The organism is Gilliamella sp. B2911 (assembly GCF_026536965.1).
GTDB classification, from domain to species: Bacteria; Pseudomonadota; Gammaproteobacteria; order Enterobacterales; family Orbaceae; genus Gilliamella; species Gilliamella apicola_E.
The window spans coordinates 71988-96410 of the sequence record NZ_JAFNNA010000006.1 but is presented as its reverse complement, the minus strand read 5'-3'; the positions used below and the strand labels follow the sequence as shown (position 1 = coordinate 96410).

Annotated in this window: 22 protein-coding genes; 6 read left to right on the top strand and 16 right to left on the bottom strand. The window is 31.3% G+C overall.

The genetic code is table 11. The features are described 5' to 3' along the window. Window positions 1-101 precede the first annotated feature (101 nt). The 4 genes from J3U27_RS07050 to J3U27_RS07035 form a co-directional block, all read right to left on the bottom strand. Window positions 102-452 carry a RidA family protein gene (locus J3U27_RS07050; protein WP_065562565.1) on the bottom strand — a complete coding sequence of 117 codons (351 nt, stop codon included), beginning with the start codon at window positions 450-452 and terminating at the stop codon, window positions 102-104. A gap of 24 nt (window positions 453-476) precedes the next feature. Continuing rightward, the gene (uvrB, locus tag J3U27_RS07045) at window positions 477-2480 is read right to left on the bottom strand and encodes an excinuclease ABC subunit UvrB (RefSeq protein WP_065562566.1); all 2004 of its coding nucleotides are present in this window, start codon (window positions 2478-2480) and stop codon (window positions 477-479) included. 396 nt (window positions 2481-2876) lie between these two features. Further along, entirely contained in the window at window positions 2877-4337 is a 1461-nt protein-coding gene (modF, locus tag J3U27_RS07040) for a molybdate ABC transporter ATP-binding protein ModF (protein WP_267377141.1), read from the bottom strand. A 15-nt stretch (window positions 4338-4352) separates the two neighbouring features. Further along, window positions 4353-5129: a TOBE domain-containing protein gene (locus tag J3U27_RS07035; RefSeq protein ID WP_065562568.1), complete on the bottom strand. Its 777-nt coding sequence runs from the start codon at window positions 5127-5129 to the stop codon at window positions 4353-4355. A 208-nt stretch (window positions 5130-5337) separates the two neighbouring features. On the opposite strand from J3U27_RS07035, the gene modA reads away from it, so the two are divergent. Genes modA through modC form a run of 3 tightly spaced genes read left to right on the top strand, consistent with a single transcriptional unit; the run spans window position 5338 to window position 7466 of the window. Beyond that, on the top strand, window positions 5338-6078 hold the full coding sequence (gene modA / locus J3U27_RS07030; protein WP_218058406.1) for a molybdate ABC transporter substrate-binding protein: 741 nt from the start codon (window positions 5338-5340) through the stop codon (window positions 6076-6078). A gap of 12 nt (window positions 6079-6090) precedes the next feature. Continuing rightward, window positions 6091-6780, top strand: coding sequence for a molybdate ABC transporter permease subunit (gene modB, locus J3U27_RS07025; protein WP_065562570.1), 690 nt, complete (start codon window positions 6091-6093; stop codon window positions 6778-6780). A gap of 5 nt (window positions 6781-6785) precedes the next feature. After that, window positions 6786-7466 (top strand): molybdenum ABC transporter ATP-binding protein, encoded by a 681-nt coding sequence (gene modC / locus J3U27_RS07020; RefSeq protein ID WP_267330196.1) that lies wholly within the window; start codon window positions 6786-6788, stop codon window positions 7464-7466. Here the strand turns inward: modC and J3U27_RS07015 are convergent. The 4 genes from J3U27_RS07015 to J3U27_RS07000 form a co-directional block, all read right to left on the bottom strand. Next, a complete protein-coding gene (locus J3U27_RS07015; protein WP_267377140.1) occupies window positions 7445-8197 on the bottom strand; it encodes a UDP-2,3-diacylglucosamine diphosphatase in 753 nt (250 codons plus the stop codon). The genes modC and J3U27_RS07015 overlap by 22 nt on opposite strands. Continuing rightward, the gene (gene ppiB, locus J3U27_RS07010) at window positions 8190-8681 is read right to left on the bottom strand and encodes a peptidylprolyl isomerase B (protein WP_065562573.1); all 492 of its coding nucleotides are present in this window, start codon (window positions 8679-8681) and stop codon (window positions 8190-8192) included. The genes J3U27_RS07015 and ppiB overlap by 8 nt, the downstream gene beginning before the upstream one ends. A gap of 67 nt (window positions 8682-8748) precedes the next feature. Further along, a complete protein-coding gene (folD, locus tag J3U27_RS07005; RefSeq protein WP_065562574.1) occupies window positions 8749-9600 on the bottom strand; it encodes a bifunctional methylenetetrahydrofolate dehydrogenase/methenyltetrahydrofolate cyclohydrolase FolD in 852 nt (283 codons plus the stop codon). A 63-nt stretch (window positions 9601-9663) separates the two neighbouring features. Continuing rightward, the gene (locus J3U27_RS07000; protein WP_065734601.1) at window positions 9664-10356 is read right to left on the bottom strand and encodes a DUF2884 family protein; all 693 of its coding nucleotides are present in this window, start codon (window positions 10354-10356) and stop codon (window positions 9664-9666) included. Between the two features lie 279 nt (window positions 10357-10635). Between J3U27_RS07000 and J3U27_RS06995 the strand changes: the two genes are divergently transcribed. Next, window positions 10636-10902 (top strand): GrxA family glutaredoxin, encoded by a 267-nt coding sequence (locus J3U27_RS06995; RefSeq protein ID WP_065562576.1) that lies wholly within the window; start codon window positions 10636-10638, stop codon window positions 10900-10902. Window positions 10903-10948: 46 nt separating this feature from the next. Here the strand turns inward: J3U27_RS06995 and tsaB are convergent, their stop codons facing one another. The 4 genes from tsaB to J3U27_RS06975 form a co-directional block, all read right to left on the bottom strand. Then, window positions 10949-11629, bottom strand: a complete 681-nt coding sequence (tsaB, locus tag J3U27_RS06990; RefSeq protein WP_267377139.1) for a tRNA (adenosine(37)-N6)-threonylcarbamoyltransferase complex dimerization subunit type 1 TsaB — start codon at window positions 11627-11629, stop codon at window positions 10949-10951. Next, window positions 11626-13554 carry an ATP-dependent DNA helicase gene (locus tag J3U27_RS06985; protein ID WP_065562578.1) on the bottom strand — a complete coding sequence of 643 codons (1929 nt, stop codon included), beginning with the start codon at window positions 13552-13554 and terminating at the stop codon, window positions 11626-11628. The genes tsaB and J3U27_RS06985 overlap by 4 nt, the downstream gene beginning before the upstream one ends. Window positions 13555-13836: 282 nt before the next feature. Beyond that, window positions 13837-14811 (bottom strand): glycosyltransferase family 8 protein, encoded by a 975-nt coding sequence (locus tag J3U27_RS06980; protein ID WP_267377138.1) that lies wholly within the window; start codon window positions 14809-14811, stop codon window positions 13837-13839. Window positions 14812-14822: 11 nt separating this feature from the next. Then, window positions 14823-15800, bottom strand: coding sequence for a glycosyltransferase family 8 protein (locus J3U27_RS06975; RefSeq protein WP_267377137.1), 978 nt, complete (start codon window positions 15798-15800; stop codon window positions 14823-14825). Between the two features lie 150 nt (window positions 15801-15950). Between J3U27_RS06975 and J3U27_RS06970 the strand changes: the two genes are divergently transcribed. Beyond that, window positions 15951-16907 (top strand): glycosyltransferase family 8 protein, encoded by a 957-nt coding sequence (locus tag J3U27_RS06970; RefSeq protein WP_267377135.1) that lies wholly within the window; start codon window positions 15951-15953, stop codon window positions 16905-16907. Window positions 16908-17391: 484 nt separating this feature from the next. Here J3U27_RS06970 and J3U27_RS06965 read toward each other — a convergent pair whose 3' ends face one another. From J3U27_RS06965 to msbA (J3U27_RS06955), 3 genes are all read right to left on the bottom strand, one after another. Further along, window positions 17392-18513, bottom strand: a complete 1122-nt coding sequence (locus J3U27_RS06965) for a glycosyltransferase family 9 protein (protein WP_267377134.1) — start codon at window positions 18511-18513, stop codon at window positions 17392-17394. A gap of 61 nt (window positions 18514-18574) precedes the next feature. After that, entirely contained in the window at window positions 18575-20344 is a 1770-nt protein-coding gene (gene msbA / locus J3U27_RS06960) for a lipid A ABC transporter ATP-binding protein/permease MsbA (protein ID WP_267377133.1), read from the bottom strand. A 12-nt stretch (window positions 20345-20356) separates the two neighbouring features. Then, window positions 20357-22093 carry a lipid A export permease/ATP-binding protein MsbA gene (gene msbA, locus J3U27_RS06955; protein WP_267377132.1) on the bottom strand — a complete coding sequence of 579 codons (1737 nt, stop codon included), beginning with the start codon at window positions 22091-22093 and terminating at the stop codon, window positions 20357-20359. A gap of 305 nt (window positions 22094-22398) precedes the next feature. On the opposite strand from msbA (J3U27_RS06955), the gene J3U27_RS06950 reads away from it, so the two are divergent. Beyond that, the gene (locus J3U27_RS06950; RefSeq protein WP_267377130.1) at window positions 22399-23424 is read left to right on the top strand and encodes a glycosyltransferase; all 1026 of its coding nucleotides are present in this window, start codon (window positions 22399-22401) and stop codon (window positions 23422-23424) included. Here J3U27_RS06950 and J3U27_RS06945 read toward each other — a convergent pair. Then, window positions 23421-24422 (bottom strand): hypothetical protein, encoded by a 1002-nt coding sequence (locus tag J3U27_RS06945; RefSeq protein ID WP_267377129.1) that lies wholly within the window; start codon window positions 24420-24422, stop codon window positions 23421-23423. The genes J3U27_RS06950 and J3U27_RS06945 overlap by 4 nt on opposite strands. Window position 24423 lies beyond the last annotated feature (1 nt).

Below are 24423 nucleotides of genomic sequence, written 5' to 3'. Positions count from 1 at the left end.
ATTAAATGAATGGGCTAGCAAGAAGTAAGGTTGATTATCAATAAGTTAAATTATTAGATTGAGAATATCCGCCAAGATTATGACGGATAATTATCTGTATATTACGGACTCACTGCCGCAACAATTTTTATTTCAATTAAATACTCTTTTTTCATTAACCCTGCATGAACGGTACAACGAACAGGCGCTTTTCCTTTTGCTACCCATTCGTCCCATGCTTTGTTCATGGCAGAGAAATCGTTTTTATTTACTAAAAATAGTGTCGCATCAAGAATGCGAGTTTTATCACTATTTGCTCTAGCCAAGATGTGATCTATTTCAGCTAATGCACTTTTAGTTTGTATATAAGCATCATCACTCAAATCAGTTGGAACACTAGTATAGTAAATTACATTGTTATGAATTACTGCTTCTGACCACCTTTCCGCAGGATCTATTCGTGTTATTGTCATTATATTTTCCTTAAAGACTATTTATTAAGATACCTTTATAAAATCCGAACGCAATTTTTTAATCTCATCACGTAATACACCTGCTTTTTCAAATTCAAGATTCTGAGCAGCTTCGTACATCATGGCTTCAAGTTCTTTAACTCTTGCCTGAACTTCTTTTATTGAAACATAATTATACTGACCACCTTGTTCAAATGCTTGAATTTTAGCCGTTGATTTTTTAGTGCTTAAACCTGCATCTAAGATATCTTTGATTTCTTTACGCACTGATTTTGGTGTAATTCCATGTTCCTGATTGAAATCTTCCTGTTTTTTACGACGCCTTGCAGTTTCATCAATAGTGAGTTGCATTGCTGGCGTAATTTTATCAGCATATAATATTGCTTTACCATTAACATTTCGAGCTGCGCGTCCCACGGTCTGAATTAATGAGCTTTCAGAACGTAGAAATCCTTCTCGGTCAGCATCTAAAATTGCGACTAATGATACTTCTGGGATATCTAATCCTTCTCGAAGTAAGTTAATACCAACTAATACATCAATCTTACCTAAACGCAAGTCGCGAATAATTTCCATTCGTTCAACAGTGTTGATATCAGAATGCAAATATTTAACATTGACATTATGTTCTGATAAATAGTCTGTCAAATTCTCAGCCATTCGCTTAGTCAATGTGGTCACAAGAACGCGTTCGTCTTGGTTTATGCGTAATTTAATTTCAGACAAAAGATCATCAACTTGAGTAGCCACAGGCCTAACTTCGATGATTGGATCTAATAATCCTGTAGGTCTTACCACTTGTTCGATGATTTCACCTGCTGATTTTTCAATTTCATATTTAGCAGGTGTTGCCGAAACATAAATTGTTTGTGGCATGATATTTTCAAATTCTGTAAATTTTAATGGTCTATTATCTAAAGCCGAAGGTAATCGAAAACCGTATTCAACCAGATTAAGTTTTCGCGATCTATCACCATTATACATTGCACCCAATTGTGGGATTGCTACATGCGATTCATCAATAAACAATAAGCCATCAGCCGGTAAATAATCAAATAATGTTGCTGGCGGATCGCCTGCATTTCGTCCTGCTAAATAACGAGAATAGTTTTCTATCCCAGAACAATAACCAAGCTCTGTCATCATCTCAATATCAAATAGTGTGCGTTGAGTTAATCGTTGCTCTTCTAGTAGACGATTATTGTCCAACAATACTCTTTGGCGTTCTTGAAGCTCTTGCTTAATTTCAACAATCGCGTCATCCATGATGTTTCTTGGTGTGACATAGTGTGTTTTTGGATAAATAGTAATACGTGGTACTTCATTAATTGCATTACCTGTTAATGGATCAAATATGACTATTCTTTCAACTTCATCATCAAAAAGCTCAACACGCACTGCATGTTCATCTGAATCAGCTGGAAATATATCAATCACATCGCCACGAACACGAAAAGTACCGCGACTAAAGCCAATTTCATTACGTGTATATTGTAATTCTGCTAAGCGCGTTAATACTGCGCGTTGGTCAGTAATCGTCCCTCTTGCCAAATGTAATATCATTGACATGTAAGTTTCAGGTGCACCTAAACCATAAATAGCCGATACCGAAGCAACGATAACAACATCACGGCGTTCTAATAATGATTTGGTTGCCGATAGTCTCATTTGTTCAATGTGCTCGTTAATCGATGCATCTTTCTCTATAAATGTGTCTGTAGACGGAACATAAGATTCTGGCTGATAATAATCATAATAAGAGACGAAATATTCCACCGCATTATCCGGAAAGAACGCTTTCATTTCACCATATAGTTGAGCAGCCAAAGTCTTATTAGGCGCTAAAATAATTGTTGGGCGATTATGCTTTGCAATAACATTAGCCATGGTAAAAGTTTTACCAGATCCTGTTACTCCTAATAATGTTTGATGCGCAATTCCATCATCAAGATTTTGATTTATACGATCAATTGCTACCGGCTGATCACCTGCTGGTTTAAAATCAGAACATAATTTAAATTTTCTCATTACATCGCAACCTAAAATTTCACCTATTAATAAAAATTATCCCCAAAAACACTTGACCTTTAAAAATGTTATATTTTTTGTTCAGTTAAGTTAAAAGTTTGTTAAGACATTATTAAAACTATACCTTGATTTATCGTAACGTTATGATTAATAATAATTATTAAAATCATGGCTAAGTTGTAATCAAATTAAATAAAAACCTGATAGACATTGAAGTTAGCACACTTTTCAATTAACTATTCACAGACTTATCCACAGGCAACGGGGATAACTTGCTAAGTATAATCAATATAGACTTTTTTGAATTTTTAGCTTAAAAAAACGCCACTAAAAAAAAGTTTTTTTATTGATTATTTCTATTTTTAAGTCTCATTTTAATAGTTTATAACTAATCCATTATTTGATACGCTCAATTTTATATTGATAGCCAACAGTATCATTTGGCACAAAAGTTAATCGATGAGTGATGCATTTTGGTGCATCTTCTGCATGATGTGAAACAAACAATAATTGTGTACGACCTTTACCAATTAAATTATCAATCCAATTTTTTACTAGTTCTCTATTTAGATGATCCAGTCCTTGTAGCGGTTCATCTAAGATAAGTAATGTTGGATGTTTCACTAAAGCTCTCGCTATCAATACTAATCGCTGTTGTCCCCAAGATAATGATTGAAAGGGTTTATCGGCTAAATCAGTCAAATCTAGTAATTGTAACCATTGCTTAACTAACTTTGCTTGTTTATCACTAATCGCTTGGTAGACCCCAATTGAATCAAAGTACCCCGATACCAATACATTTTCCACACTCAAGCTAACTCGATAGTCAAGATGAAAACTACTACTGACATAACCAATATGACGTTTAATATCCCATATTGTTTCGCCAGACCCTCGTTTTCGCCCAAATAGCGTCAAATCATTACTATAACCTTGAGGATGATCGCCAGTTATTAGACTTAATAATGTCGATTTACCTGCGCCATTTGGACCAATGATCTGCCAATTTTCATTCGCTTTTACCAACCAACTAAGTCCATTAATAATTGCCTTTCCATCATATTGAACATGACCATTATTTAATATAATGCGGTCTAATGTATCGGGTAGTTGAATGGGTGTTTCATCCGGTTCGGGTAAAGTAAAGTTTGATAGCTGTTCTAAATTCGCAAGTTGCTTGATGGCTACGTCATTTAATATGGTGTCTTTGGATCCAAATTTCAATAGCTGGCAGTTAGCAAGTATTCCAATATTTTTTACAAATATTGGGATTTCATTAAAACGATTCAACACCATTACAATCGTAATATTTTTTTCAGAGAGTTGTTTAAGTTTTTCAGCTAGGTTTGCTCGAGATGCAACATCTAAACCATCAAACGGTTCATCTAAAATTAGCAGTTCCGGTCGGCTCATTAATGTGCGACATATCAATGTTTTGCGTGTTTCACCGGTTGAGAGATATTTAAAGCGACGATCTAACAGATGTTCAATACCAAATTGTCGGGCTAAATGTTCGCAAAGTTCGGCATCTTGATTAACTTCTTGAATAATTTCTGCTGTAGTTAATCCAGTATCATCTTCGTTGTCACTAAGCATATCGGTATTATTGCGTTTCCATTCATCATCTATTATTTTTTGAAGTTGCTCAAATGAGATATGCGCTATTGATTTAAATTGATTGATAACTTTACCCGACAATAACGGTTGATTACCAGCTAATGCTTTAGCCAATACCGACTTGCCCGAGCCATTTCGACCTACAAAAGCGACAATGTCACCACTATTGATAGTCAATGATTCAATTTTAAAAACGTTGAAATCACTTATTTTATATACTGCATTTTCAATTTGTAACATAAATACCTCAAACTGCTAGACTAATGTGGCAACAATGATGTTCTGGGGATGGATGGATATGGTAGTTTTTTGGCCTTCGGTTAATTTTAGATGATTAATTTCACTGGTTGATTTATTAGCATAAAGCATCAGACCGGAAGGTAATGAAAATGAGATCTCAGATAATTGACCATCGCTTACTATTTTTTCAACTTTAACTCTTAATTGATTTTCATTTAAATCATTCAATTCAATCAAAGGTGCTTTAATCAATAAAAGAACAGTTTTATCAATATTCAATTTTAAACGCGCAATACTTTGTTGAGTTATATAAGCTTTTAATTCAGTTTGGTTATCACTTAATTTTACTTTTACAAACCCAGCTATATTGTTAGTTTCAATGCTCGAAACATTGCCATAGATTTGATTACGGGCGCTAGTCTGTAATGATAATTTAGCGGTTATTTTTAATATATCATCAAGAGGAATATTGTCGTCATTTAGAATATTAAAAGCATTATATTGGAGTTGAGTTAAGAGATCATAAAGCTGAATAAACCTTATCGCATAAGCGCTAAGTTTTGTGCCTCCGCCATTTTTACCACCCGTTGCTGTTATTAAAAAAGGTTTTGGTGATAACTGATTGATTTCGTTTATCGCATCCCAAGCAGTTTTATAGCTAATACCGACTTTCTTAGCCGCTTGGGTTAGTGAGCCAGTTAGTTCAATTGCTTTTAATAAGGCAATTCGTCTGGGATCAGTAAATAATTGCTGATTTATGTTTAAAGTTAATAATATTTCTGGTGACAGCATTACTTTATGCCTTAATTGAATAAACAAGCTACTTTCAATAAAAAAGTAAATCTATTGTAGACGTTTTTTTCTTTTCCTTCAAAAAATGTCCTTAGCCTTATTCGTAAAGAATAAAAATAGTGTACTGCTTAAAGTTTGATTGTACTTTATTAATAAATTTTGATAGCATCGCTATATAGTTCATTATATAACGAATGTGAGGAATAAAATGCGTAGAATCATTGGTGTATCACTATTTATAGTAACTTTACTCGTCAGTTTAACAACATCTGCCACCCAAAAAATTACGGTATTTGCAGCAGCATCACTTACTAATGCAATGCAAGATATTGCAACTTCTTACAAAGATGCAGAAATTGTTTTCTCATTTGCTTCATCTTCTGTATTAGCCAAACAAATTGAACAAGGGGCACCTGCTGATATTTTTATGTCTGCTGACCAAAAGTGGATGAATTATCTTATTGAACACAAAGTTGCAACAGATAAACAGAATTTGTTAAAAAATGGATTAGTATTGATTGCTCCAAAACAATCTAAATTAGAAAAGGTAGAAATTAATGCAAATACTGATTGGCAAGCCATTTTACCAAAAGGAGAAAGGTTAGCTGTTGGTGATCCTGACCATGTACCTGCAGGGCTTTATGCTAAGGAATCTTTAACCAATTTAGGCGTATTTGATAAATTATTGCCTCAAATGGCGCCAGCAAGTAATGTTCGTGATGCATTAATGTTAGTTGAGCGTAATGAAGCTGCATTAGGTATTGTTTACAGTACTGATGCGAAAGTAAGTGATAAAGTGAAAATTATTGGTAGTTTTCCCGCTGAGACATTTACGCCAATTGAATATCCGATCACATTACTTAAACCTGAAGCAAAAGAATTTTATCAATATTTAAGTTCTGAAACTGCCAAAAAGATTTTCCAAAAATATGGTTTTATAACTGAATAGAATTTAAACAAGATGATGTTAACTGAGTATGAATGGCAAACATTGCTGTTAAGCTTGAAAATAGCAGGAGCAGCAATTGTCTTTAGCCTTCCAATAGGTGTGTTGACAGCTTGGATTTTAGCAAGATGTCAATTTATCGGTAAATCACTATTTGATAGCATTGTCCATTTGCCTTTAGTGTTGCCTCCAGTAGTATTAGGCTATCTTCTACTCTTAACAATGGGTCGCCATGGCTTTATTGGCGAATGGTTAGATAAATATTTTCATTTAAGCTTTAGCTTCAATTGGCAAGGTGCAGCTTTAGCTTCTGCTGTGGTTGCGTTCCCGCTTATGGTTCGATCGATTCGATTAGCAATTGAATCGATAGATTCACGTTTAGAAAATGTAGCTCGAACTTTAGGTGCTAAACCATTTCGAGTCTTTATGACTGTCACGCTACCATTAGCTTTCCCTGGAATTTTAATGGGAGTCGTGCTCGGTTTTGCTCGTTGCTTGGGTGAATTTGGCGCGACAATTACCTTTGTATCAAACATTCAAGGAGAAACACGCACCCTTCCATTAGCAATGTACACCTTATTACAAACCCCAGATGGCGAGTCAGGAGCATTACGACTTTGTATTGTTTCGATCATTTTATCTTTAGTTGCCTTATTCGTTTCAGAGATGCTAAATCGTTGGCATAAAAAGAAATTAACAGGATAGCGATAATGTTAAATATCAATGTAAGCAAAAAACTTGCCTCGTTTGTTTTCGAATTTAAACATGAAATTAACTGCCAAGGTGTGACTGCTGTTTTAGGGGTTTCTGGTTCGGGAAAATCAACACTTATCAACCTTATTAATGGTTTAATCAAACCTGATAACGGTTATATCAATTTAAAACAAGATAGTTTAGTCGATACAGAAAAACATATTTTTGTCACACCAGAGAAAAGACAAATTGGTACTGTTTTTCAAGATGCACTACTTTTTCCTCATTATAAAGTAATCAAAAATTTAACTTATGGGGCACGATCGTTAAATACAGAAAAATTTGATGATATTGTCAATGTGCTCAATATTGGTTCACTACTTGATCGTTATCCAGCGATGCTGTCAGGTGGTGAAAAACAGCGAGTTGCCATTGGTCGAGCTTTATTAACCAACCCCAAATTATTATTGATGGATGAACCTTTATCCGCTTTAGATATGCCCCGTAAAAAGGAGTTATTAAGCTATATTAATAAACTAGTGAGTGACTTGAACATACCTATTATCTATGTCACCCATAATATTAATGAAGTCAAACGTATTGCTCAGCATGTAGCCGTGTTAGAACAGGGGAAATTAATAGACTTTGGTACGACAGAACAAATATTACAAAGTAACTATTTGAAAGACTGGCTATAAAGCTTTAATGTAGTACTATTCTCTTCTTGTTTTATATATGAAACACCATCATGCCAAGCACCTAATACTATTCTGGTTACTGATTCACCATTAATGGTTAGATGATGGGTTGCAGGTTTATGAGTATGGCCATGAACCATTATATTGGCATTATTCTCAATCATCATATCAATCACTGCTTGTGGATTTACATCCATGATAGTTTCTGATTTTATTTGATTATGCTGACTACTCTCTTTTCGTAATTTCGTCGCAATTTTTAATCGAATAAATAATGGTAAGAATAAAAATAACTTTTGTAGCCACTTTTTATGCATGATTTTTCGGAATTTTTGGTATTGATGATCATCAATACAAAGCAGGTCGCCATGTAAAAAAACAATATTTTTATCCTGATTGACTAAACAATTAATATCACCTAGGAAGGTCATATCACATCGTTTAGCATAGTCTTTACCAATCAGAAAATCACGATTACCGTGGACAAAAAACTTTTTAATTTGCTTTGAGGATAACTCATTTAAAGCATCCGAAATCTGCTTGTGTAGTTTTGAATCAACATCATCCCCCACCCAATAGTCAAACAAATCCCCTAGAATATAGAGTTCACAGCCATTAGGTAATTGTTTAAGAAATGACAAAAAGCCTGCTGTAATATCAAAATGATGTGCAGCAGGCTCGTTTTCACCGAGGTGAATATCTGCGATAAAAAAGCGAACAGGATTATTCAACCGTTACACTCTTAATCACGACATCTTCAACTGGCACATCAGAATGCATTCCATTACGGCCAGTTTTAACGGCTTTGATCTTATCGACAACATCCATGCCATCCACAACTTCTGCAAATACGCAGTAACCAAAACCATTAATATCAGAAGAACGATAATTTAAATAATCATTATCAACGACATTAATAAAGAATTGAGCCGTCGCGGAATGAGGATCACTTGTACGTGCCATAGCTAAAGTACCACGACTATTTTTTAGACCATTAGCAGCCTCATTTTTGATTGGAGCCTTAGTTTTTTTCTGTTTCATACCTGGCTCAAATCCACCACCTTGAATCATAAAATTATTAATCACTCGATGGAATATAGTGTTGTCATAGAAACCTTCTTTACAATATTCAACAAAATTTTTGACTGTTTCAGGAGCTTTATCATCAAAAGTATTGATCTTAATATCACCTAAAGAAGTATGAAATATAATCATAAGATGTCCTTATTTTCATTTTTTAATTCATAAAAATCATAATACAAATCTGTCTATTATCTTAGACTTACTCGCTAAATCTTTCACATGCCTCTAATGTATTACTCATTAACATTGCAACCGTCATTGGCCCTACTCCACCAGGTACAGGTGTGATCCAACCGGCATGTTGGCTAGCAATATCGAATTCTACATCTCCAACAAGTTTGCCATCAGGTAAACGGTTAATTCCAACATCAATTACGATAGCACCAGGTTTGATCCATTCTCCCTTAACATAGTTAGGGATTCCAACACCCGCAACAACAATATCAGCATTACGAACATGCTTTTCTAAATCAATAGTTCTGCTATGAGTAATCGTTGTGGTACAACCTAATAACAATAATTCTAACGCCATAGGACGTCCAACAATGCTCGATGCGCCTACAACTGTTGCGTTTAAGCCAGATAAATTAATGCCGGTTGATTCTAACATTTTAACAACACCATACGGCGTGCATGGGCGTAATATCGGATCGCGTTGTAATAAATGACCAATATTATAAGGATGAAAACCATCAACATCTTTACGAGGATCGATACGCTCTAACACTTTTGTCTTATCAATGTTATCTGGTAATGGAAGCTGAACTAAGATGCCATGAACATCGGCTCGTTGATTTAATTCATCGATCAACGCTAATAATGCCTCAGTGGTTGAAGATGGATAATCATAAGCAAAAGAAGCAAAGCCGACATCGTCACAAGCTTTTTGCTTATTTTTAACATAAATTTTAGAAGCGGGATCAGAACCAACTTGTATAACAGCTAGTCCTGGAACAGATAAACCTTGTTCAGTCCGTGATTTTACCTTTTTGGCTATTTCGTTACGTATTTGCTGCGCTAACGCTTTACCATCAATTATTTTTGCAGTCATAAGCGATTACTTCTTTTACCCAATGAATGGGGTATTCTCGCAAAAGTTTTTATTATTGTCTATTCACTTATCGGTTGATTGACTAAGTTCTGTTAAAATCTGTTGATATTGTTTGTCTATATCAGTAATTACCGAACAAATATGTGAATCGAATGCTTTAAGTTTAGGTTTTTGAGCTTTCCATTCATTTTTTGAGATATCTTTGATGGCACCGAAGTTTTTAAAGAAGTTAAATTCTAAAATACTTCCCCCCACAACATTATAAAAAATACGTTCACCGATATCTTGTCCATCTTTTTTTAATTTATTAAAGTTTTGGTAATAAAATTTTGTTGTTCCATTTTCAGTTATAATTGAACGATGTAACAACTTAACTAATCGTTTATATAATTTATTTAATTCACCATGTAGTTCTCGGTCATCACTTAATTTTCTTGTTATTGCTAGATCGAAAGCAACTTTTACTTCCAATAATAAATCTAATGATTGTTGTTCTAGTTGTGGTAATTGTGATCTTAGACTTTTTTGAAACTCATTGAGATTTTTACGTAATTGAGGGCTAGCTGATATTGTTTTCTTATTAAGTATTACTTTGCCATCATTCTTGATCGATAAATCATTCGACTTATTTACGATTTGGATGTTGTCTTTATTTATCACTATATCGTAATTGGGTTTTACAGCACACTCTTTTTGTGCCGCAAACACTGTTATTGATAAGGTTAATGAAAAAATAACTATTATTTTTTTTAGCATTTTGACATCCATTTAATGGTTGAAATTTAAATTATAGCGAGTAATATCAAATTAGCATCAATTTTAAGAATTAAAAAACCCCGTTCCTCAACTTTTTTTAATAAAAGCAGCTATAAAATAATCAATTAATCATTTAAATGATTAAAACGTATACCTTACACGCTATGCGGATGTAATATCAATAGATATAATCTATTATATCAACTAGATTTATCTACTTTTTTTTATTCAAAACTAAAGTATAGTAATTTTATTCAATTTAACTCATAGAGGTGAAATATGTACGCTGTTATTTTTGGACGTCAAGGATGTCCATATTGTGTGCGAGCTAAAGAGCTTGCCGAAAAGTTATCTCAAGAACGTGATGATTTTTCATATCGATATGTAGATATAAATGCAGAAGGTATTACCAAGGAAGATCTTTCTAAAAGTGTTGGTAAACCGGTTGAAACCGTACCACAAATTTTTATTGATGAAAAACCAATTGGCGGCTGTACTGATTTTGAAGCATATGCCAAAGCTAATTTGGGATTATTTCAAGACTAAATACTTTTGCACATCAAATACAGATAAACCATTTCGGTGGTTTATCTTAACGCCCCGGCAATTTTTGCCATGTAACTTCATTACGCAAATAAGTTGGCTCGACATCTTCAACTTTAACCACTTCATTTCTTAACCATTTTTGATGAGCGATAACCACCAAATCTTGTGCTTCTGGTAAGAATACTTCACTAGGCTTAGTTCCTGTTAACATTTCAGGATAAGTTTGCCAACCTGTACCTGCTGAGTAATAATCATTATGACTTTTTTGAATTTTATTGATTACATTTTCAGGTTTGACGACACATTCTGGAATGATCGTTTGCCAATTTTGGTTTTGATACTCATATTGTCCTAAATAGACTTCGCCCATTCTAGCATCTATCGCAGGTATGACTTTCTTTGCCTCTGTTTTCCTATAAGCGCCTTGCGCTAGGGTCATCAAAGTTGAGACACCTATCATCGGTTTATCAATTCCTAATGCTAATCCTTGAGCTACACCAATACCTATTCTTACTCCAGTAAAGCTACCAGGACCTTGAGCAAAAGCAATAGCATCAAGTTGTGAAAGCGTGCAACCTGATTGACTTAAAATTTTATCAACCATTGGTAAGATCTTTTTAGTATGATCACGTGCCGAAATCATAAAATCATGAGTGATTTCATTTCGAAAAAATAGAGCTACGGAACAAGCTTCTGTCGAAGTATCAATGGCTAAAATAGTACTCATTTGGTTTCCAGATTATCTGATTGGTTGTTAGATAATAAAAAATTGATTACCTTGTTAACATCTCGGGTTCTTGGCGATGGTGGTAAACTATTTATAAACGTTGCCCCATAAGGTCGCATAACTAATCTATTATCGCAAATAATAATTGCTCCTCGATCATTATGATGACGGATTAATCGCCCAACACCTTGTTTTAAGGTAATAACGGCTTCAGGTAATTGCACTTCATTAAAGGCATCGCCACCTTGCATTTGGCAATCTTCCATTCTCGCTTTCATTAAGGGATCATCTGGTGAGGTAAACGGTAATTTATCTATAATAACACAAGATAAAGTATCTCCCCTAACATCAATCCCTTCCCAAAAACTGCTCGTTGCGATTAATAGTGCATTACCACTTTCAATAAACTGTTCAAGAAGTTTTGATTTGCTTGTTTCACCTTGAACTAAAACCGGTAACTCGGTATGTAAGCGAAAATGTTCAGCTAATGCATTCATCATTGCATAAGATGTACAAAGGAAAAAACAACGCCCTTTGTTTGCCTCAATAACCGGTAATAAAATATTGACAAGTTTTTCAGCATTGCCCCTTTCATTTGGTGATGGTATATAACGTGGTACACACAAAATAGTCTGATTGATATAATCAAATGGGCTTTCTAAAATTAATGATTCTGCATTAGTTAAACCTAAACGTTTGGTAAAATAATCTAATTGATTATCAACTGATAATGTTGCTGATGTGAAAATCCAGGCACCTTTACGCTGGATTAATAATTCCTCAAATTTTTCCGTTACCGACAATGGAGTTAATGCAAAGAGGAAAGAGCTGTATGAACTTTCATACCAATAACTGAAACCTGGTACATGAGTTTCGGACAATTTTTTTAATAATTGCTGGTATTGGTTAACTCGATCATAACAATTATCTAAAGTTGTGGATCGCCCTATCGCTAATAACAGAACTTCTTTGCAAAAATCAAGCGCATCAAATAAATAAGATAATTCTTGTTTAATATTGGTTTGATTAAATAGATAACGAAGATTTCCTTTATTATTTTGCTGGCTTATCAACAATCTTAAATCTTGGGTACATTTTTGTAGTTTATCAGCACACTGCTGGAGTTGTGACATGTCTTTGACTTCTGTTCGATAAGCCAAATTTATCTCTTTAGCTAAGTCGAACAGTTGTCGACTTGTTAACTGCTCACCAAAATAGTGACACGCAAGATCAGGAAGTTGATGCGCTTCATCAAATATCATCACATCAGCTTTAGGAATTAGTTCACCAAATCCGGTATCTTTCACAACAACATCAGCTAAAAATAGATGATGATTAACAACAACAATATCAGCGTTCATGGCTCTTTTACGAGCTTTAACCACATAACAATCGTTGTAATGTTCACAATCACTACCCAAACAATTATCATTTGTGCTAGTTAAAATTGGCCAAATTGGATTATCTTCGGTAACAGTTGTACATTTACTAATGTCACCATCTTTTGTTTTGATTGACCAATTTTTAACCCGAACCAGATCAGTTCGTAAATTCTTATCTAAATCTCCGGCAGCAGCATATTGATGATACATGCGCTCTAAACAGAGATAATTGGCTCGACCTTTAAGAAGTGAAATTTTACCAGTATAATTTAAAGCTTTTTTGATAATGGGTAAGTCTTTACTATATAACTGTTCTTGTAAATTCTTGGAGCCTGTCGAGATTATTGCTTTTTTCTCACTGCGTAATGCAGGAACTAAATATGCAAAGGTTTTACCCGTTCCAGTACCCGCTTCGACCACCAATGACTTTTGTGCATTTATTGCTTCAGTGACCTTATTTGCCATATGTCTTTGTGGTTCTCTAGCAACAAAACCATCTATAGCTGTCGCAAGCAAACCATTTTCTGCAAAATCATTAATCACTTAAAATGCACCTAATTAGAAGATAAGCCCAATTTGTCTATGTATATTGGAAAATTTATTTAAGAAATAAGCTAACGTTTGAAAAAAATAAAATATTCATAAAGTTGAGATGAAATTATAAATAAACAGTTATCTAAATTACAAGCTATACTATAGCAATAACCCAGACAAAAATATATACATGAATATTCACTATAAAGAAAAAGCTTAGTTAGAAATAGATTAAGTTTCAAATCTATTGACTAAATAAGCTTATATCTATTAACCGTATATATTTTAGTATTACTTTTTAAACTTAGTTTTTAGATAAATTAGATAATGCTTTATTCCTAATAGATATTTTTTTTGCTTAAACATTAACTTTGAATAAGCACGAATTGAAGAAGTTTTTTTAGGATTATACAAAGGTAAACTGTCATTCTGCCATGGTGATTTTTCTAAATAAGCATCAAATAATTTAGAGCGATAAGGCTCATGCCAAGGTTTATTTTTCGTTATATAATGAATAAAAATAGTTTCGCTAGGGACTTTTGCATCTTCATTACCATTAACCGATAATGCTAATAAATTATTAAATTTTCTTGGCAATATTAATCGTTTTTCTCCGACACAAATATTCAAAACATCTTGGTCTGGATATTGGTACTTTTCACCACTATTCAATAGTTCTAATGTCTTATCAGTAATTTCGTCTTCGCACCAAAGAGGAATATTAATCAGCATAACACCAGAATTAAAATAAGAGCCTTCAACTATATGATATTTAGTACATTGAGATTGTTGCATATATGGTTCGTCAGCAACCGCGGCGACTAAAATACAACTTAAATCAATACTATCAATTTCTGATAAACTATTAATACATAAAGTATCACTATCAACATAAAGTAATTTATCAGTAGTATTTTTTAATAATATTGGTGCTATTAAACGAACACAGGCTGAAAGTGGAAATTGTTCGGTATTTTTTTGATCGACTTTAAACTGATCATTAATAATATATTCAGTTATTGATATAGTATCGAACTTTATTTCACTAAATTTAAGTCTATTTTCATCAGATAGATTATGAGTAAATAAATGAAAATGAATCGGTCTTAAAGGATTATTTTCAAAAATAGATAAAATATTTACACCTGCTGATAATGCATAATTATCATCAAAGCATAATAAAATATGCAAAACAGACTGGTTATTGTCAAAATTATGTGACAGTAATTCATTTCTTTTGTTAATAAATCTATCAACTTGAATCACGACGAACATCCTTATCGTTTTTTAGTAACTTTGTGCTTAAGATAAAGTAAATAATATTTGAACGCCGAAAAATACTTTTTCTGACTAGCTAACAATTTTGCATACCGTCTTGTAGTTGAAGGCGCATTTTCATTAGCCAATGATAATTTTTGATTAGCCCATGGTGAAGAAGCAATATAAGTTTGATAAAGTGGAGTTAAATATAACTGATACCATGGTTTATTGCCGGTAACATAATGAATAATAACAGTATCTTCACTTAACAAATTATCTTCATTACCACCAACGGTAAGTGATGTAAGTTGATTATAAATTTTAGGAAGAAAAACAGTTTTACCTTGCATTAATATATTTAAAACATCTTGATCAGCAAACTTATATACTTTACCGCTATTTATCATAGCAAACGCTTTATCAGTAAGATTATTATCTACCCACATATCAGTATTAATATAGATCATTCCGGCATTAAAATATTCACCGTAAGGGATATCACAAGCTGGGCATTGTTTTTCTTGCGTTTTATCAACATCAGGTACCACTGCTGCATATTTATCACTTAAATCAGTGTGAATTAATTCATTAAGATTATTTGTACAAAGTACATCGCAATCTAAATACAAAACTCGCGAAGTCACTTTATTTAATATCTGAGGAACGACAAATCGTAAGCAGGTTGAGGCAGACACATGCAATACTAATGTATCAGGATTAATAGAAAAATCATCCCCTATTTCATAACAAATTATGCTAATATTATCGTTGTTTAGTTGATTAAACATTGATATTTTTTCATTAGTTACATTATTAACAAATAAATGAAATACCAGATTTTTATCCATATTATTTGAGATAACTGAGGACATCGCTATTCCTGCTGGCATTGCATAATTGTCATCAAAACAAAATGCAATATGTGTGGTTTCTAAAGATGCTTGAGCATTTTCAAATAATGTAGTGATTTTTTTGATAAAAAGATTTTCTTTCATTTTTACTAATATTTAAGGATGATTTTAGAAAATTTGAAATAACATTGTAACATACGTTAAATTAAACAATGAAGTAATAATCAATTTTATATTGACATATTAATTGGGTAATGACTAAATATCACGATAAGTTATTTAAGAGTGTCTGGAATGAATAATATTATTAATATTGCATATTGTACTGATTCAAATTATCTTGAACATGTAGGTGTGTCGATAAGTTCTATAATACATAATAATCTCAATAATAATATTCATTTTCATGTTTTTTTGTATGATGTTTCGCTAGAGGAACAACAGAAGTTAGAACAACTTAGTCCTTCAATTACGCTACATTCAATCCCTTTAGATGAGTTGACAAAATATTCTGATACTCAAAATTACAAAGTCAAACATATTAATCGGTCGATGTATATACGACTATTAGTTCCCAGACTATTAAAGGGTGTTGTTGATAAATTCATTTATCTTGATGCGGATACTTTATGTTTTGCTAATATTTCTTCAATTTCGGATATTAATATAGATTCGGTGGTTTGTGGTGTAACGCCCGATTCATTAGACAAAGAAAATATGTTGAAAAACCAGAAAAGGCTTCAACTTAATTCAACTAATTATTTTAACTCTGGTTTTTTGTATATTAATGTTAATAAGTGGATTGAGTTTGATACTGAAAATAAAGTTAATCAAATATTACTATCGTCTGAAAAAAAACATCTAATTTATCCTGATCAAGATGCTTTAAATGTCGTATTACAAAATCAAGTTTTATGGATAGATCCTAAATGGAATTATTTATTTACCTGGATAAATGACAAGCAAAAAGAGACATTTTTTTACAACAAAAAATCGTTACCATACATAATTCATTTTACTGGTGCAAGAAAGATGTGGTATCAAGAACACACTGGACTTGCACAAAATTTGTATAATTTTTATAAACACTTCACCCCTTGGGCAAATACCCCTCTTAAAAGTTATAAGTATAAAATGCGGGTTAATGATTATCGTATTTATGCCAAATCTCATCTTAAAGATAAAAATTTGATTAGTAGCTTAAAGTATTATTTGCTTTATTTAGTTTTGAAAATAAAGAAACAGTCTTAATTTAATTAAATATATTTATGCATAGTTGTAATTAATCTATCAGGCTTAAATGTATTATTACTAACATAAAAAATTTTTTGTTTATCCATATTATTATTAGGTAACCAGATATCTTTATCTATTCACAATTCCATATTTGGATGATATCTTCTATATATTATTTATCTGAAATCAAATTTTATTATAACCATTTGAAATAATTTGATAATTAAATATAAAAAGACTTTGAATTTTTGAATCTGTCCGAAAATGTTTAAAGGTGTTATGATCATCACATCACCAATGTAATCATTTCTGATTAAAAATCTTTTTTAACAAACTTAGGATTTAGCTGATTCTTTCTTTTGACAAATAAAAAAATTAAAATAGAAATAATTTTTAATTAAATGAATATCCTAATTTTTAGGAAAAATTACATTTCCAGTTGAATTCTTGAAATTTATATTTCAATCCATTTAAAATTATCTCTATTTAGAGCGTTATTTCATTCTAATTTTATTAATTCTTCTTTTAACTGTTCAAGTACAATGTTTGGATTAAGATTTGCAATTGGATCACCTAGACCTGTACCAAGATTTTCTTTAGTGAATATTTGCAATGCATTAGGATAGTTAGGTCCCCATACAAAGTTATTAATAAATTTATTATCAATTATTCGATTATTATATATACAAAGCATTTTTTTATCATATATCGATGCAACATGTACAATTGAAGTATCAACGGTAATAACTAAAGTTGCGAACTTAATCAAAGCTACAGTTTCAAAAAAGGAGCCTAACGGATTAATAATGATATTTGTTGAGGTCTTAATATGTTTTATTTTATTCGGCTCCCCAACTACTATAGTTACACAATTATCATAGTGAGATAGAAAAGATAAAATAGTTTCAATTTGTGTATCTGAAAAGCTTCTTGCTATATTGGAACCATAAGGGTTAAAAATAATAATATTTTTACCTGATAATAAATAGGGCCTAATAAATTTTTCTACAGATTCATGAGCTTGATCAGGAAGATTCACATGATATTTAATTGAATCAGCTTCTATATTTAATAGTTTTAAAATTTGTTCACTTCTCTTTGAAATATGTGATGTATATTGATCATAAAAAATCGATGTATCATACAATTTATATTTTTCTTGATTAAAACCTATAGTATGTAAAGGATTAATCGCTAAAATTATTTGAGAACGTCTTATACTATTATGACCTTTATCAACAAGATCAATAGCTACGTCAATAGATAAACTATTAAGTTGTTTTTTAAATTGCTTTATCCCTTTCTTTTTATCATACAATATAACACCATCAACAGTAATAAATTGTTCAAACAGAAATGCAATTCTTTTTTCAACTACAACATATACTTTTAATCTATTTTCTCTTAAAGATTTAATCAAATAAGAAGTAACTATTGCATCACCAATACCTTGATCATTCATTAAAATAGCTGCTGAAAGGTACTCTTTCGGAGTTAACGGTGATCTTACCTTTTTTTTTCGATTTAAAAGAGCTAATTTAACAGCTAGTTTTATTGGTTTAATTTTTAAATTCCGCTGCCTATTTAAGAATTTAATAAACTCCAAAAATTTATTTATCATCTTCCTTTTAAGATCCTAAAGTGAAAAATTTTAGCAAATTATTTATTATTAATTTTTGATATTATTTATTAAAATTTATTTGATACAAATCTGCATACAATCCATTTAATGACAACAACTCTTTATGGGTACCTTGCTCTATAATTTTACCACTGTCTATTACTAATATTTTATTAGCATTTTCAATGGTGGATAAACGATGTGCAATAATGAGCGATGTTCGCCCTTTTTGTAAATCATCTAAAGCTTTTTGTATTGCTTGTTCTGATTCTGTATCTAAGGCTGAAGTTGCTTCGTCAAGAATTAAAATAGGAGTGTTTCGTAATAACGCTCTTGCTATAGCAATCCTTTGGCGTTGACCACCAGATAATAATACACCACTCTCACCAACAATTGTTTCGAATCCGTTTTCAAGTCCCATTATAAAATCATAGGCATAGGCTTGTTTAGCTGCTTCCTCTATTTGCTCTTGTGAATAATCTCCAACTCGGCCATAAGCAATATTATTTGCAACAGTATCATTAAATAAGTGTACATTTTGTGAAACCAAACCAATTTGATTGCGTAAACAACTTAGTGTTAAGTCTTGAATATTATGGTTATCAATCAAAATTTCACCGTTACTGATATCATAAAAGCGAGTAAGCAAACTTGCTATTGTACTTTTTCCTGAGCCAGAACGACCAACTAAAGCAATGGTTTTACATGGTTCGACTGAAAAACTAATATTTTGTAAAGCTGGTTCTTGTCTGCTTTCGTAAGTAAAACTGACATTTTTAAATTCAATGGCGCCTTGTACCCGTTGAATATTTATTTTGCCATCATCTTTTTCAATTGGTTGTTCAAAAATAGCAAATAGAGTTTGACAAGCAGCCATACCTTTTTGAAAATCAGCATTAACACTCGTTAGACTTTTTATTGGTTGCATCAACGCAACTAGTGAAGAAAAAACAACTGTAAATTGACCTGGTGTAATATTTAAATCAGGGTTACTCGCCATTAACAGAACAAACGCAATGGCAAAGGAAATTATAAGTTGAACTATAGGTGTTGATAAAGCTGATATTGAGACTAGTCTCATACCATCTCGCCGAAATTTATTATTTACTTTATTGAAGTTTTTAGACTCTTCATCTTGTGCACCAAAAAGAATAATTTCACGATGCCCTTTCAACATTTGCTCGACGGACATAGTTACCCCACCCATCGAATTTTGCATGTTTTTAGCTAATTTCCTAAATTTTACCGATATAAAAGTTATTAAACCTATCACAATGGGAGTAATGATAATTAATGATAAAGATAGTTCCCAACTATTGATAAACATTGTATAAAAAAGCCCACAAATAAAGGCAGACTCTCGAACAATTGTAATTAATGCATCAGAAGAAGATGAAGCGACTTGGTCGGTATCATAGGTTATACGTGAAAGTAATCTTCCTGTTGAGTTTTTATCATAAAAACTTACTGGTGCATCAACAAAATGGTTAAAAAGTTGTTGACGAATTTTAAGTACGATTTTTGTGGAAATAAAAGATAAAAAGAATGAATATCCATAATTAGCAACTCCTCTCAGAAGAACTAACCCAAAAATATAGAAAGGAGCCATAATTAAAAATTGCTGATCGTTTTGAACAAATCCCTTATCCAATAAAGGTTGTAGCATACCAATCAATGAAGTATCAGCAAAAGCACTAATAACGAGTAAAATTATTGATAATAAAAGAATTAATTTATGTTTGGCAATATAAGGCCATAACTTGGAAAAAGTTTGCCATGTTGAAGCATCTTTATCGATATCACTATGAGCTGATTGAATATTTTTTTTCATAAAATTTTTTTATTAAGAATTAAATTGCATTTGGTACATTTTGGCATAAATACCATTTTCAAGTACCAGCTTATTATGTGGGCCTTCTTCGACTATTTTTCCATCATCAATAACTAATATACGATCAGATTGTTCAATAGTTGATAATCGATGAGCAATAATTATAGAAGTTCGATTTTTTTGTAAATTTTCTATTGCTTGTTGAACTAATCGTTCAGATTCATTATCTAACGCTGAAGTAGCTTCATCGAAAACTAATATTGGGCTATTACGCAAAAGCACTCTGGCGATCGCAATTCGTTGTCGTTGCCCACCTGAAAGTAAAATACCATTATCGCCAATTTCTGTATCAAAACCATGTTCTAATTTTTCGATAAATTCTATCGCATTAGCCTGAATTGCTGCATTAATAATATCTTGCTTCTTATATTTATTTTTGGCCCCATACACAATATTGTCAGCTATAGTACTATTAAATAAATGCACTTTTTGTGATACAAATCCAATTTGATTACGTAGCGATTTTAGCGTGTAATTTTTAATATTTATACCATCAAGCAATATTTCCCCTTTTTCTACATCATAAAATCTTGGAATCAAACTTGCTATAGTTGATTTTCCTGCGCCAGAACGACCGACCAATGCTACAGTTTCACCTGGCTTGATTTTAAAACTTATATTATTTAAAGAAGGAGTAGTTCTGGAAGGATAAGTATAGGTTACTTGATGAAATTCAATTTCTCCATTTGCGCGCTGCAACTCAACTGTTCCATTATCTTCTTCTACAGGAGAATTTAAAAGCCCAAAAAGCGATTCGCAGGCCACAGAGCCTTTTTGTAATTCAAGATGAACACTCGTCAATTCTCTCAAAGGTCTCATAACAGCAACCATAGCAGAAAAAACAACAGTAAAAGATCCAGGAGTAATATCTATAGTTTGGTTTGCCACAAGAAATAAAATAAAACCTAACGCTAGTGTTGCTATTAGTTGAATTATTGGAGTTGACAGTCCAGACACTAATACGATTTTTAATAAACTTCGCCTAAAAATTTTATTGATTATATAAAAATTGTTTTTTTCATATTTTTGAGCATTAAAAACTAGTATTTCTTTATGACCTTTTAACATTTCATCGGCAGCAGTTGTTATATTCCCTATTCCTTTTTGCATAGAAAGAAGTGAATTTCGGAATTTTTTTGCAATAAATTGAGCAATAAAAATAACTAAAGGTACGACAATAATAAGGACTAATGCCAATTTCCAATTCCCATAAAACATCACTATGCATAATCCGATTGCATAAGCTATTTCTCTTACTAATATAATTAGCGCATCAGAAGATGCTTTAGATAATAGCTGTGTGTTATATGTAATAACAGTAACAAGTTCACCAACTGGATTTTTGTCTAAAAAATTAATAGGACTTTTGACTAAATGATCAAAAATCAATTGACGAAAATTAGTTATAACTTTACCTGAAAGCCAAGAAAGACAATAAGTTGAACAGTAGTTAGACAAACCACGTAATGCGATTAAAGCAATAATACCAACTGAAAAAAGAATAAGTAATTCATAATTTTTATCCATTAATCCATTGTCTAATAACGGTTTAGTTAATGAAATTAATGTTGCATCAGTTGCGGCATTCAATAAAAGAGCAAAAATTGCAACAATTAAAGCTTTTTTATGGGGATAAATAAAAGGCCACAATTGTTTAATGGTATTCAGAGAGCTATATTTATTTGACATAAGAAAGTAAATAAGTTTATTTGAAGTCGAATTATACTATACATACTTTGTGAATTTAAATTTTATTGCAATTCTTTTTCAACTAGAAATAATTTTTATAACCTTTATAATAATGTAAAGAATATTCAAATTAACTATCACTATTTAAACTGATCAACAGATAATAATAAGTTAAAAAGAACAGACGCATTGATTTTCGTGTTTTTTTCAATAAGTAATAGACATGATTTATTATAACTCAATAACAATAATAATAAATTAGATAGAAATTAATTTAGTTCAAATAATGCAACAGGAAACAAGCAATGTATTTTAATGCGAGTAGTATTATTAAAAAAAAAATTACAATTGGAACCACCAGTGATATTAATATCAAACAGTTAAACATTGCTTATGGAATTGATAAAAACTTTTTTTTAGGCTGTGCTGTTTCAATTACATCTATCTTATTAACTAATTCAGAACTCAATTTTAATTTTCATATTTTCACAAACTCTATTAATGATGATTTTCAGCAAAAATTACAACAATTAACAGACAAATATAAAACCCAAATAACTATATATTTAGTGGAAGATTCTTATTTTAAGAATTTACCAACAACAATAAATTGGACATTAGCAACATATTTCCGATTCATTGTCGCAGATTATTTTTACAATAAAATAGACAAAATACTTTATTTAGATGCTGATATTTTATGTATAGGATCTTTAGTTGAATTGTTCAACTTAGAATTTGATAACAATATTGCTTATGTAGTTATTGAAAAAGACCCAATATGGTGGGAAAAATGTGCAAAAAGGCTTAATGAAAATAAATTATTGAATGGTTATTTTAACGCAGGTTTTCTACTAGTTAATCTGAAAAAATGGAAAGAGAATAATATAAATGAAAAAGCATTAAAATTGCTAACAAACGAGAACTTACGTAAGAAATTTACCCATTTAGATCAAGATGTGTTAAATCTATTATTATTGGATAAAGTTAAGTACCTTGATAGAAAATATAACCAACAAATTAGTATTAATTACGAGTTAAAATATAAATCAAATAAAGTTCGCAAATATCCTATAACCGATGCAACTATATTAATTCATTATATTGGACCTACAAAACCTTGGCACAAATGGGCTGAAAATTATGAATGTTCAAAATATTTTTTGGATGCAAAAAATAATTCTCCATGGCAAATGACACCCTTATTATTAGCTACCACTTCGAGCCAAATGAGATATTGTGCAAAACATAAGTTACATCAAAATAAAGTCGTTGAGAGTTTAATTAGTTATTTCATTTATTGCTTGAAAAAATTAAAATCTTATTTTTAATCGAAAGCATCTGTAATTGTTTCTAACATTGCATTGGAGCTATATTTGTATAATTTATGTAAACTGATTGGAACGAATGGACATTCTAAAAATTTTTTTATTTGATGGTGATTATTTTCATCAAGAATAAAAATTTGCTCTGGAGAATAAAAATCATATTCTTTTATAGATTTATTAGTAGTAATTAATCTTTTATTCAATAACACTGCTTCAATAGCTCTTAAAGTTACACCTGTTTGACCTATTTGTCCTATTTCTAAGATGACATCACTATGTTTTACTTTTTCAATATTATCTAAATAACTAATTTTATTACCGAGTTTATAATAATCTGATGAGTGAAATAAACTTTCAGTATTGGTTGCTTTATAGTTAATTAAATTAAAATCTGTTTGATAACCATTTTCATGCAAAATAGGGGCAATTCTGTTAAGCACTTTAGCTCTATCATCCCAATACTCCCCGATGAAAAAACATGTTTTAATAATATTAGATTTGTTATCTTGTTCGGCTCGCAATTTTTTCATTTCTGAATATGTAAAAGGAAGAAACTGATTCAAATATATAAATTTATATTTCTTACAATCATTAAAATCAAAACTGTATATTTTATCAAAATATGGTGTAATTTTACTTATATAATCTTCATTTTGTTGTAACCATTTTTTTTTATTTTTCATACTATCGTTTAAAACATCAATAGTATCTCGTAACACCAAAACTCGATGGCATTTAACATCCTTAATTAAATCTATAAATCCTGAAACACCAAAACCACTACATAATAAGATATCATCATATTTCAATTGTCTTAATTTTATAAATTGATGAAATTTTATAAACCAATGTCGAGGAAGGTTATTTCTATCAAGTTTTAAATTAATATTTCTAAAATGTTTCATTAATTTATTAAAAAGTACAACATCGTACTCAGACTTAAGGGTATTAACCATATATTTTTCATAGTCAGCATTCCACTCGGCAAAATAAATAGTCATA

Excerpts from the sequence above, each read along its gene's own strand:
- J3U27_RS07050 (WP_065562565.1), bottom strand. The coding sequence starts at position 452 with ATGACAATAACACGAATAGATCCTGCGGAAAGGTGGTCAGAAGCAGTA.
- uvrB (WP_065562566.1), bottom strand. The coding sequence starts at position 2,480 with ATGAGAAAATTTAAATTATGTTCTGATTTTAAACCAGCAGGTGATCAG.
- modF (WP_267377141.1), bottom strand. The coding sequence starts at position 4,337 with ATGTTACAAATTGAAAATGCAGTATATAAAATAAGTGATTTCAACGTT.
- J3U27_RS07035 (WP_065562568.1), bottom strand. The coding sequence starts at position 5,129 with ATGCTGTCACCAGAAATATTATTAACTTTAAACATAAATCAGCAATTA.
- modA (WP_218058406.1), top strand. The coding sequence starts at position 5,338 with ATGCGTAGAATCATTGGTGTATCACTATTTATAGTAACTTTACTCGTC.
- modB (WP_065562570.1), top strand. The coding sequence starts at position 6,091 with ATGATGTTAACTGAGTATGAATGGCAAACATTGCTGTTAAGCTTGAAA.
- modC (WP_267330196.1), top strand. The coding sequence starts at position 6,786 with ATGTTAAATATCAATGTAAGCAAAAAACTTGCCTCGTTTGTTTTCGAA.
- ppiB (WP_065562573.1), bottom strand. The coding sequence starts at position 8,681 with ATGATTATATTTCATACTTCTTTAGGTGATATTAAGATCAATACTTTT.
- folD (WP_065562574.1), bottom strand. The coding sequence starts at position 9,600 with ATGACTGCAAAAATAATTGATGGTAAAGCGTTAGCGCAGCAAATACGT.
- J3U27_RS07000 (WP_065734601.1), bottom strand. The coding sequence starts at position 10,356 with ATGCTAAAAAAAATAATAGTTATTTTTTCATTAACCTTATCAATAACA.
- J3U27_RS06995 (WP_065562576.1), top strand. The coding sequence starts at position 10,636 with ATGTACGCTGTTATTTTTGGACGTCAAGGATGTCCATATTGTGTGCGA.
- tsaB (WP_267377139.1), bottom strand. The coding sequence starts at position 11,629 with ATGAGTACTATTTTAGCCATTGATACTTCGACAGAAGCTTGTTCCGTA.
- J3U27_RS06975 (WP_267377137.1), bottom strand. The coding sequence starts at position 15,800 with ATGAAAGAAAATCTTTTTATCAAAAAAATCACTACATTATTTGAAAAT.
- J3U27_RS06970 (WP_267377135.1), top strand. The coding sequence starts at position 15,951 with ATGAATAATATTATTAATATTGCATATTGTACTGATTCAAATTATCTT.
- J3U27_RS06965 (WP_267377134.1), bottom strand. The coding sequence starts at position 18,513 with ATGATAAATAAATTTTTGGAGTTTATTAAATTCTTAAATAGGCAGCGG.
- msbA (WP_267377133.1), bottom strand. The coding sequence starts at position 20,344 with ATGAAAAAAAATATTCAATCAGCTCATAGTGATATCGATAAAGATGCT.
- msbA (WP_267377132.1), bottom strand. The coding sequence starts at position 22,093 with ATGTCAAATAAATATAGCTCTCTGAATACCATTAAACAATTGTGGCCT.
- J3U27_RS06950 (WP_267377130.1), top strand. The coding sequence starts at position 22,399 with ATGTATTTTAATGCGAGTAGTATTATTAAAAAAAAAATTACAATTGGA.
- J3U27_RS06945 (WP_267377129.1), bottom strand. The coding sequence starts at position 24,422 with ATGACTATTTATTTTGCCGAGTGGAATGCTGACTATGAAAAATATATG.